Annotated in this window: 9 protein-coding genes; 4 read left to right on the forward strand and 5 right to left on the reverse strand. The window is 64.6% G+C overall.

Annotation, left to right across the window (positions count from 1 at the left end; translation table 11 throughout):
- Positions 1–211 precede the first annotated feature (211 nt).
- The gene (locus B5X73_RS13635; RefSeq protein ID WP_079522125.1) at positions 212–619 is read left to right on the forward strand and encodes an ExbD/TolR family protein; all 408 of its coding nucleotides are present in this window, start codon (positions 212–214) and stop codon (positions 617–619) included.
- Here B5X73_RS13635 and B5X73_RS13640 read toward each other — a convergent pair.
- From B5X73_RS13640 to B5X73_RS13655, 4 genes are all read right to left on the reverse strand, one after another.
- Positions 616–1425 carry an alpha/beta hydrolase gene (locus B5X73_RS13640; protein WP_079522126.1) on the reverse strand — a complete coding sequence of 270 codons (810 nt, stop codon included), beginning with the start codon at positions 1423–1425 and terminating at the stop codon, positions 616–618. The two genes, B5X73_RS13635 and B5X73_RS13640, sit on opposite strands and share 4 nt — an antisense overlap.
- Positions 1426–1508: 83 nt before the next feature.
- The gene (locus B5X73_RS13645; protein WP_079522127.1) at positions 1509–4961 is read right to left on the reverse strand and encodes a methylmalonyl-CoA mutase family protein; all 3453 of its coding nucleotides are present in this window, start codon (positions 4959–4961) and stop codon (positions 1509–1511) included.
- A gap of 111 nt (positions 4962–5072) precedes the next feature.
- A complete protein-coding gene (locus B5X73_RS13650; RefSeq protein WP_176167842.1) occupies positions 5073–5570 on the reverse strand; it encodes a DUF2199 domain-containing protein in 498 nt (165 codons plus the stop codon).
- A 37-nt stretch (positions 5571–5607) separates the two neighbouring features.
- Positions 5608–6522: an alpha/beta hydrolase gene (locus tag B5X73_RS13655; RefSeq protein ID WP_079522129.1), complete on the reverse strand. Its 915-nt coding sequence runs from the start codon at positions 6520–6522 to the stop codon at positions 5608–5610.
- Between the two features lie 154 nt (positions 6523–6676).
- Here B5X73_RS13655 and B5X73_RS13660 point away from each other — a divergent pair, with 154 nt between their 5' ends.
- Positions 6677–7018: a YXWGXW repeat-containing protein gene (locus B5X73_RS13660; RefSeq protein ID WP_051943411.1), complete on the forward strand. Its 342-nt coding sequence runs from the start codon at positions 6677–6679 to the stop codon at positions 7016–7018.
- Positions 7019–7209: 191 nt separating this feature from the next.
- Complete coding sequence (locus B5X73_RS13665; RefSeq protein ID WP_036111602.1) at positions 7210–8313, forward strand: Glu/Leu/Phe/Val dehydrogenase dimerization domain-containing protein; 1104 nt, start codon at positions 7210–7212, stop codon at positions 8311–8313.
- Between the two features lie 159 nt (positions 8314–8472).
- Here the strand turns inward: B5X73_RS13665 and B5X73_RS21525 are convergent, their stop codons facing one another.
- A complete protein-coding gene (locus B5X73_RS21525) occupies positions 8473–8604 on the reverse strand; it encodes a hypothetical protein (protein WP_275041276.1) in 132 nt (43 codons plus the stop codon).
- Positions 8605–9097: 493 nt separating this feature from the next.
- Here B5X73_RS21525 and B5X73_RS13670 point away from each other — a divergent pair, with 493 nt between their 5' ends.
- Complete coding sequence (locus tag B5X73_RS13670) at positions 9098–9367, forward strand: acyl carrier protein (protein WP_051943409.1); 270 nt, start codon at positions 9098–9100, stop codon at positions 9365–9367.
- The last annotated feature ends 5 nt before the right edge of the window (positions 9368–9372 follow it).

The following is a 9372-nucleotide window of genomic DNA, read 5'->3' on the forward strand; positions in this document are numbered from 1 at the left end:
CCCACGAAAAAACGTCTCCATGGGACTACGAACGGTGCGGTTGGTTCAAGCTCGAACCGGAATGGCGGCGATCGTCGGCGATCCGGCCATCATGAACCCGACGGCGGTCTTGTGGGAAGCCCCATCCGACACCTAGTCTGGCCCTGCCGGGCATCCCCCTATGGCCCGGCACCAGGGCACACCCACATCGATAACGTTTGGAGGAAGAACCATGGCTTTCTCTGCAAGGAACGACGCCGCCCCGATTTTGGGCATCAATGTCACCCCGCTCGTCGACGTGCTTCTCGTACTGCTGATCATTTTCATGATCTCCGCGCCAGTGGTGGCGCATAAGGCACGGGTCGATCTCCCCGCTCCCGGGTCATCGACGGACCTCGAGCCCGACCCGGCACGCGTCGCGATCGACGCCGACGGTTCGATTTTCTGGAACGGGGCCCTCGTCACCGATGCGGCACTCGAAAGGCAGATCGATATCGCCGCCGCCTCGGCGCAGCCGCCCCGCCTTGTCATCGCCGCGGCTGACAACGCAAGCTACGAGGACGTCACCAAGGTACTGACGGAAGCAAAAGTTCGTGGTCTTACGAAGATCGACTTCGGAAGCCGCCAGGCGACGGACTAGTTATCCATCGGCGGATACGCCCAGCGCAACGCCTGCGCCTCCGACTCGCGGTAGATCGTATCGTGATGCGCTGAAGGACGAGGCACGTATTCGATCGTCGCCGCGCGCCTGGGCAAGCTGGAACGCAACGTCCTGACGAGTTGCTCTACGCCGGGAGCGATGTTTTCCTCGTCGGCTGACGTCAGGTAGATGCGGTGGGGCGATGGATCGCCCTCCGCCATGGCCACCGGCAGATCACGAATCAAGGCATCCGCGTTCCACCATACACTGGGGCTGATGGCGATCACCGTATCGAACAGCTTCGGCTCCCGCTGAAGCGACTCCAGCGCGAAAAGTCCGGCCAGCGATTCACCGATGACACCTCTGTGGCCGTCGACGCGATATCGCTTACCGACTTCGGACACCAGCTTCGTCGCGATGAAAGCGCGAAAGCCGGCCGATCCGCCCACGCGGGGTGCGATCCGCCTGTCCGACGCGACCGAGGTCGGTCCGGTCATGTCGCGGCGACGTTCGGTGTTTTCGATGCCGACGAGAATCAGCGGCTGAATTTCCCCCTTGCGGATACCCTCGTCGAGCGCCCTGGCCACGTGCGGAAAGTCTTCTTCCAGGCCGCCATCGGGCATGTAGAGGACGGGGTAGCGGGCTTTCGAGGTGGCGTAGCCGGGAGGTGTGTAGACGTTGATGTGCCGCGTTTCGGCGGCAGTTACCCCGGGCATGGTGAAGCTGTCGTGCGGAGGGACATCGTCCGCCGCGCGCGCCTGGAGGGCGAGTACGGCCAGACTGAGGAAGAAGACGATCCGACGCATTGAAAAGCTCCCTGGGTGAACCCGGAGCTTAACCGCAGAGCGGCTCTGGTGGGAGCCGATCCGGATGGCGATGGGTGCCTGCCTTACATATTCCGCCGATACTCGCCGCCCACGTCGTACAACGCGTGGCTGATCTGGCCGAGTGAGTTGTTCTTCACCGCGTCCATCAACTGTTCGAACACGTTGCGGCGATCGCGGGCGGTCTTCTGCAAGGTGGTCAGGCTGTCCGGGGCCAGGCCGTTGCGGGCCTTGCCGTAGAGCAGCACGTTGTCGATCTGCTGGCCCTTTTCTTCTTCCGTCGAGCGGATGAGTTCGATCTCCGTGGCGATCTCGCCGCCGTGATCCCGGGGCAGAAAGGTGTTGACGCCGATGAGCGGAAGCGAGCCGTCGTGCTTCTTGTGCTCGTAGTACATCGATTCTTCCTGGATCTTCCCGCGCTGGTACATCGTGTCCATCGCGCCGAGTACGCCGCCGCGTTCGCTGATCGCCTCGAACTCCTTGTACACCGCCTCTTCCACCAGATCGGTGAGCTCGTCGACCACGTAGCTGCCCTGCCACGGATTCTCGTTGAAGTTGAGGCCGAGCTCGCGGTTGATGATCAGCTGGATGGCGACCGCCCGACGAACGCTCTCTTCCGTCGGTGTGGTGATCGCCTCGTCGTACGCGTTGGTGTGCAGGCTGTTGCAGTTATCGAACAGCGCATACAGCGCCTGCAAGGTGGTGCGAATGTCGTTGAACTGGATCTCCTGCGCGTGCAGCGAACGCCCCGACGTCTGAATGTGGTACTTCAGCATCTGGCTGCGCGCACTGGCACCGTAACGCTCGCGCATGGCGCGGGCCCAGATGCGACGGGCGACGCGGCCGATCACCGTGTATTCCGGGTCCATGCCATTGGAGAAGAAAAACGACAGGTTGGGCGCGAAGTCATCGATCTTCATGCCACGGGCGAGGTAGTACTCGACGATGGTGAAGCCGTTGGAAAGCGTGAAGGCGAGCTGGCTGATCGGGTTCGCACCCGCTTCTGCGATGTGGTACCCGGAGATCGACACCGAGTAGAAATTGCGCACCTTGTGATCGACGAAGTATTGCTGGATGTCGCCCATCATGCGCAGGGCGAACTCCGTGCTGAAGATGCAGGTGTTCTGGGCCTGGTCCTCCTTGAGGATGTCCGCCTGCACGGTGCCGCGCACGTTGGCCAGGGTCCAGGCCTTGATCCGCGCGTAGGTCCCGGCATCGACCACTTCTTCGCCGGACACGCCGAGCAGGCCGAGACCGAGGCCGTCGTTACCCTGGGGTAGTTCGCCGTGGTAGCGCGGCCGGTCGCCGTCCGGATACAGCCGGGCGATGTGCGCGTTGGCGGCCTCCCAGCGGGAGACGTCCTCGTTGAGGTACTTCTCGATGTTCTGGTCGATCGCCGTATTCATGAACATGGCGAGGATGATCGGGGCCGGACCGTTGATCGTCATCGACACCGACGTCGAAGGCGCGGACAGGTCGAAGCCGGAATAAAGCTTCTTCATGTCGTCGAGCGTGGCGATGGAGACGCCGGAATTGCCGATCTTGCCGTAGATATCGGGACGCGGCGCGGGATCTTCACCGTACAGCGTCACCGAGTCGAAGGCGGTCGAAAGACGCGCGGCCGCGCCACCCAGCGAGAGGTAGTGGAAGCGACGATTGGTGCGCTCCGGCGTGCCCTCGCCCGCGAACATGCGAGTCGGATCCTCGCCGGCGCGACGATATGGGAACACGCCCCCCGTGTACGGATAGTGCCCCGGCAGGTTCTCGCGCATGAGGAACGAAAGCAGCTCGCCCCAGTCTTTCGTCTTCGGCGGAGATACCTTCGGAATCTTCTGGTGGCTGAGCGACTCGCGGTAGTTCTCGACGCGAATGACCTTGTCGCGCACCTGGTATTCGTTGAACTCCGCGGTAACGGCTTCAAAGCGCGAGGGCCACTCGCGCAGCAGGTGGATCGCTTCGCTGGTGAGCTCGCGCACGGCTTCGTTGTAGCGCTGGCGCAAGGTGGCCAGCGAACGGTCCCCGTCGACCGCGAGCAAGGCATGGTCGTAAAGATCGAACGCACGCGGCAGGGCGTCGTCGCCGATATCCTTCAGCGATTCATAGTAGTGCTGCGCTTTGCTGGCCGCCTCGGCCTGCTTCGCGATGCCGCCGTTGACGCCTCTCCCCTGCTCCGCGATCTCCGCCAGATAACGCACGCGATTGCCCGGAATCAGCACCGTGGCACGCGGTTCGCGCAATGTCGTGTCGACATCGGGCGTCCAGACCGCGTCGGGCAACGAGAGCTTCTCGCGCAGCAGACGGCACAGGTTGTCGAACATCCAGGTGACGCCCGGATCGTTGAACTGGCTGGCGATGGTCGGATAGACCGGCACGTTCTCGTCGGCCATCTGGAACGCGGTGCGGTTGCGCTTCCACTGCTTGCGCACGTCGCGCAGGGCGTCCTCGGCACCGCGCTTGTCGTATTTGTTGAGCACGACCAGTTCGGCGAAGTCCAGCATGTCGATCTTTTCGAGCTGGCTGGCGGCGCCGTATTCGCTGGTCATCACGTAGACCGGGAAATCGACGAGGTCGACGATCTCGGAGTCGCTCTGGCCGATACCCGCCGTTTCGACGATCACCAGGTCGTAAGCCTGGGCCTTGAGAAAATCGATGCAGTCGTGCAGCACAATCGAGGTGGCGGCGTGCTGGCGACGCGTGGCCATCGAGCGCATATACACGCGCGGGCTGCGCAGCGAGTTCATGCGGATGCGGTCGCCGAGTAACGCGCCGCCGCTGCGGCGACGGGTCGGATCGACCGCGAGCACGGCGATCCGCATCTGCGGAAACGCGTGCAGGAACCGCAGCAACAGTTCGTCCACCACGGACGACTTACCCGCGCCGCCCGTACCGGTCAGGCCAAGCACCGGGGTCTTGTTACCCGCCAGCTGCCATTCCTTGCGCAGGCGGGCGAGTTCGGCTTCGGGAAGCGAATCTTCTTCGATGGCCGAAAGCATCGCACCGATGGAAATCTCGTTCTCGACGGCAACGTCGGCCGGCGCCGCTTCGACGCGCGACTGAACGGCGCTGCGCGTTCGCGCCATCACGTCCTCGATCATCTCGGTGAGACCGAGCTTCATACCGTCGTTCGGGTGATAGATGCGCTCGACGCCGTAATCCTGCAGCTCGCGAATCTCTTCCGGCGTGATCGTCCCGCCACCGCCGCCGAACACGCGTACATGACCCGCGCCACGCTCGCGCAGCATGTCGACCATGTATTTGAAATACTCGACGTGCCCGCCCTGGTAGGAGGACAGCGCGATGGCATCCGCGTCTTCCTGGAGAGCAGCCCGCACCACGTCTTCCACCGAGCGGTTGTGGCCGAGATGAATCACCTCGGCGCCCTGGCTCTGGATGATCCGGCGCATGATGTTGATCGCCGCGTCATGGCCGTCGAACAGGCTGGCCGCCGTGACGAAGCGCAGCGGCGTGGCCTCCGCGTCGGTGTGGCTGGCGGGGATGTGCTTGGGCTGCGAGCTCATGAAAACTCCGGGAAAACGCGACGTCTGGGGAGGGAACCGGTCGATTCTATCCCCGCCCGTGCCGGGACCTCTGACGCAGTGCAGCGATACGCCGCCGCACTGCGTAACGCCTCACGCCGCCCTGAGTCCGACCGAGTATTCGCTCGCCCGGTGCGCGCTGATGCCGTGCCGCTGCTCGGCACCCAGCGAATACGTCGCGTCACGCACGAACACCTGGGGGCGTGTCTTCGGTCCGGTGAGCTGCAGCAGCAAGGCCTGCCCGAGGCTTTCCGGATGCAGACGCACCTCGTTCGCCAGGGTCGCCGACATGGGAGGCTCGGCCGCCTGACCCGGGTCGGTCCAGAGTTTGCCGATCCGGTCGAAGTCGGAAGAAGCGACTTCGACCCAGACACCGATCTGGTAATTTCCGCTACGTCCGTTAACCGGCAGCGGTAACGTCGCGCGGACGAAAAAACGCTTCGCATCGATGACACAGAGGTCGTCGTTCTCGAATACGCCCGCGGCTCGCGTCGCGGCATCGAGATCGATCACGGCGTCCGGCCGGCGGTAGCCCAGTTCCAGTGCCTCTTCGTCGTGCTCCGTTCCACACACCGCACAGGTGGTCGTCATGGCTCGCTCCTCGAAGGGGGGGGACTCGGTGGCGGGCTCAGCGAAGCTCCGCGCCATCCAGAAAGGCTATCGCCGCGGTCATGACGCTTTCGTCGTCGACGATCCGGCGATGGCCCAGCCGGCGGGTTTTCAGCAAGGTAGCATCGGGCCACAGCCGCGCGTAGAGCTCCCCCTCTTCCACCGGGACATCGCGGTCGAAGAAATCGTGGAAGATCAAGGCGGGCTGGGTCCGCTTCGGCGCGTGATGCCCGATATGCAGATCGTCGATGAGTATGCCGGTGCGCTCGGTCAGCGCCGCATGCAGCGACGGACGCAGATGCTCGGCGAGGCGGACGAAGCGCGAGAAGCGCCGCGTGGCGCCCTGGGGGTCCGCCGCGGGAGCGATCAGCACCACCCGCTTCGCCGTCCACCCGTCCTCCAGCGCCAGCGTCGCGGCCGCGCCGCCCAGTGAATGGGCGACGACGCCGTGCGCGTCACCGTAGTGACAGCCCACCGCGGCCAGCGTCCTGACGAAATCGGGCAGCGTGCACAGATCGCCGCCGCTGTGACCGTGACCGGGCTGGTCGAAGGACACCGCGGCCCAGCCCTTGGCGAGGAGCCACGGTGCCCAGGACTCCCAGCGCAAGCCCAGACTCGACCAGCCGTGAGCCAGCAGGATGTAAGGCTGAGTCGCAGGGTCGCCCCAGATGTAGGTTTCGATCGATTCGCCGCCCAGTCGTACCGTCTCACGCCGCGCCGACATCGTGGTCGCGGCGTAGGCGGCGCGCACCCGGCTGCTCGGCAGCGGCGTCTGGAAGGTCCGCGCCGCGTGGGCCACCGTGCGCGCAGGTGCCAGGCGACTGCCCAGCCGGTATGCGAAACGGATGCCCAGCAGGGTCGCGATGGTGCGCACGCCAAAACGGCGGGGAGGCTTCATGGGCGGGAACGGGCCGGTGGCGGTAAGAGTGGGCATGTGGGTCTTGGAGCAGCGGAGCGTCGCAAGGTTCCCCCACGGGAAGCTTTCGCGAAGCTGAACATTACGCGCCCCGGCGGGTCAACCCGCTCGAAGGAACCCGCGTTCTGGCCCCCGAATCCGCATCCGCGGAACCTCGCGAAGGAGAACACCGATGACCAAGCTGACCCGTACCCTCGCCGCCGTCGCCGTCATGGGCCTGGCCGCCGGCGCCGCAAGCTACACCCCGCCGGTCGCGGCACGGGAATATGTCGAGGTCACCGTCGGCACCCGTCCGCCGCCGCCGCGCTTCGAGCGCGTCCCGCCCCCGCGCGCCGGCTATGTCTGGGCGCCTGGCTACTGGAACTGGTACGGCGGCCGCTACGTGTGGGTCGGCGGCCGCTGGGCCACGGTACGTCCCGGCTACGTCTACCGCCCGCCTGTGTGGCACCCCTATGGCCGGGGCTGGCGCGTCGAGCGTGAGACCTGGGTCCGCGACCCTCACTGGCACCGCTGAGCCTCATCTGCTGCGCCGCACCTACACGGACGCTCACAACGGTTTAAACTAGGCACCTGACACGACAGATCGCCCCCGCCCTTCCAGGCCGGGGCGATTTTTTTGGAACGTCATTATCGACCGGTGGTCCCCACCGCCGGTCATCACCTAGAGGCGGTGCTGCTGCCGCTTGTCACTGGAGTTTGCGTTCGATGATTTTCGAAACCATCGCCAACACGGGCCACGAAGAAGTCGTCTTCTGCCATAACAAGGACGCGGGCCTGAAGGCCATCATCGCGATCCACAATACCGTGCTGGGTCCTTCCCTCGGCGGCCTGCGCATGTGGCCGTACAAGACCGAGCAGGATGCCGTCAACGACGTGCTGCGCCTGTCGCGCGGCATGACGTACAAGAATGCCGTGGCCGGCCTGAACCTCGGCGGCGGCAAGGCCGTGATCATCGGCGATCCCTCCAGGGACAAGTCCGAAGCGCTGTTCCGCGCCTTCGGCCGTTTCGTCAACTCGCTCAACGGTCGCTACATCACGGCCGAAGACGTGGGCATCGACGTCAACGACATGGAATACGTCTACCGTGAAACCGAGTACGTCACCGGCGTGCATCAGGTGCACGGCGGTTCGGGCGACCCTTCGCCGTTCACCGCGTTCGGTACGCTGCAGGGCCTGATGGCCGCGCTGCAGTCCAAGCACGGCAACGAAGACGTGGGTAAGTACAGCTACGCCGTGCAGGGCTGCGGCCACGTCGGCAGCGAGTTCATCAAGCTGCTCCGCGAGCAGGGCGCCAAGGTGTTCGTCACCGACATCAACAAGGATGCCGTGCAGCGTTGCGTCGACGAACTGGGCTGCGAAGCCGTGGGTCTCGACGAGATCTACGACGTCGACGCCGACGTGTATAGCCCGTGCGCCCTGGGCGGCACGGTCAACGAGCAGACCATCGACCGCATCAAGGCGAAGATCATCTGCGGCGCGGCCAACAACCAGCTGGCCACCGACGCGATCGGTGACGAACTCGCCCGTCGCGGCATCGTCTACGCACCGGACTATGCGGTCAACGCCGGCGGCGTGATGAACGTCTCGCTCGAGATCGACGGTTACAACCGCGAGCGCGCCATGCGCATGATGCGCACGATCTACTACAACGTCGGTCGCATTTTCGAAATCTCCTCGCGCGACAACATCCCGACCTACAAGGCCGCGGACCGCATGGCGGAAGAGCGCATCAGCGCCATCGGCAAGATCCGCCTGCCCCACATGGGCAACGGCGCGCCGCGTTTCCAGGGCCGCATGCGCGGTCAGTAAGCGTTTATCTGCGAGCCCAAGAAAGCCACCGCGAGCAATCCGGTGGCTTTTTTTTGCGGACTACGACCTTGCGACGATTCCACAACTCGCCGGTCGGACGACGTTGAACCCTGCGACATTTGCGTGGTGCAGACGCCCTGAGGGAGCGATGCCCGGGCATCAGCGCCCGGTGGCCACCAGCGTCGGGCTGGCGATCGGGGTGCTGGTGCCGACCATGGCGCCGAAGGTCAGCAGGCAGGTCAGGACGGCGGCGACAAAAAAGCCCTTGAGCAGGATCGTTTCGAATTTCATGGTCGTTCTCCTTGGACGATGGGAAGTGCTTTCACCAGGGAGAGTGCATCGGTCGTGCCAACGACCGATTTACCTGCCAGACCGCCCTGCGGCGCCATTTCGCACGATGTGACAGAAAAATTTCCGTGTCCGCGGACGTGGGGTGTCCGCCGGCACCGTGTCCGGGCGGACGCGCCGGACGCAATTGCGGATACGTCGCGAAGGGCCTGCGCCAACGGCTGCCGGGGAATCGGCGCGACTTGCCCGCCGATTCCCACGATTTCACACGATCGGCCTTGGCTCAGGGGCGCGATCTGTTACACTTTTGTCGCCCCTGGGGATCTTGTAAGGCTTTGCCTACACGGCGCTTTTGGGGCCCAGGGGATGCCGTCCGAGGGGCGGCGACAACCAGAGACTTCCGATCACCTTCATCGCCTCGGTGATGGCGCCGCCTCCCGCTTGCCCGCGCAACCGGTGGATCGCCCGTCCGGGGATGAAATGGACTTACCGAGCTATGAGCGCGATCCCAGCTGAAACCTTCACCTTCGACGATGTACTCGATCGCCTGCGCACCGTGCTGCAGGAGACGTTCGAGATCGACCCGGCCAAGGTGACGCCCGACGCCAACCTCTTCACCGACCTGGAACTGGACAGCATCGACGCGATCGATCTGGCGATCCAGGTGCAGGACATGACCGGCACCCGGATCAAGCCCGAGGACTTCAAGAGCGTGCGTACGGTCGGCGACGTCGTCGCCACCGTGCAGACGCTGGTAGCTCGCTGAGCCGA

The sequence above is a fragment of the Luteibacter sp. 22Crub2.1 genome (assembly GCF_900167995.1).
GTDB lineage: Bacteria > Pseudomonadota > Gammaproteobacteria > Xanthomonadales > Rhodanobacteraceae > Luteibacter > Luteibacter mycovicinus.

Excerpts from the sequence above, each read along its gene's own strand:
- B5X73_RS13665 (WP_036111602.1), top strand. The coding sequence starts at position 7,210 with ATGATTTTCGAAACCATCGCCAACACGGGCCACGAAGAAGTCGTCTTC.
- B5X73_RS21525 (WP_275041276.1), bottom strand. The coding sequence starts at position 8,604 with ATGAAATTCGAAACGATCCTGCTCAAGGGCTTTTTTGTCGCCGCCGTC.
- B5X73_RS13650 (WP_176167842.1), bottom strand. The coding sequence starts at position 5,570 with ATGACGACCACCTGTGCGGTGTGTGGAACGGAGCACGACGAAGAGGCA.
- B5X73_RS13660 (WP_051943411.1), top strand. The coding sequence starts at position 6,677 with ATGACCAAGCTGACCCGTACCCTCGCCGCCGTCGCCGTCATGGGCCTG.
- B5X73_RS13645 (WP_079522127.1), bottom strand. The coding sequence starts at position 4,961 with ATGAGCTCGCAGCCCAAGCACATCCCCGCCAGCCACACCGACGCGGAG.
- B5X73_RS13655 (WP_079522129.1), bottom strand. The coding sequence starts at position 6,522 with ATGCCCACTCTTACCGCCACCGGCCCGTTCCCGCCCATGAAGCCTCCC.
- B5X73_RS13640 (WP_079522126.1), bottom strand. The coding sequence starts at position 1,425 with ATGCGTCGGATCGTCTTCTTCCTCAGTCTGGCCGTACTCGCCCTCCAG.
- B5X73_RS13670 (WP_051943409.1), top strand. The coding sequence starts at position 9,098 with ATGAGCGCGATCCCAGCTGAAACCTTCACCTTCGACGATGTACTCGAT.
- B5X73_RS13635 (WP_079522125.1), top strand. The coding sequence starts at position 212 with ATGGCTTTCTCTGCAAGGAACGACGCCGCCCCGATTTTGGGCATCAAT.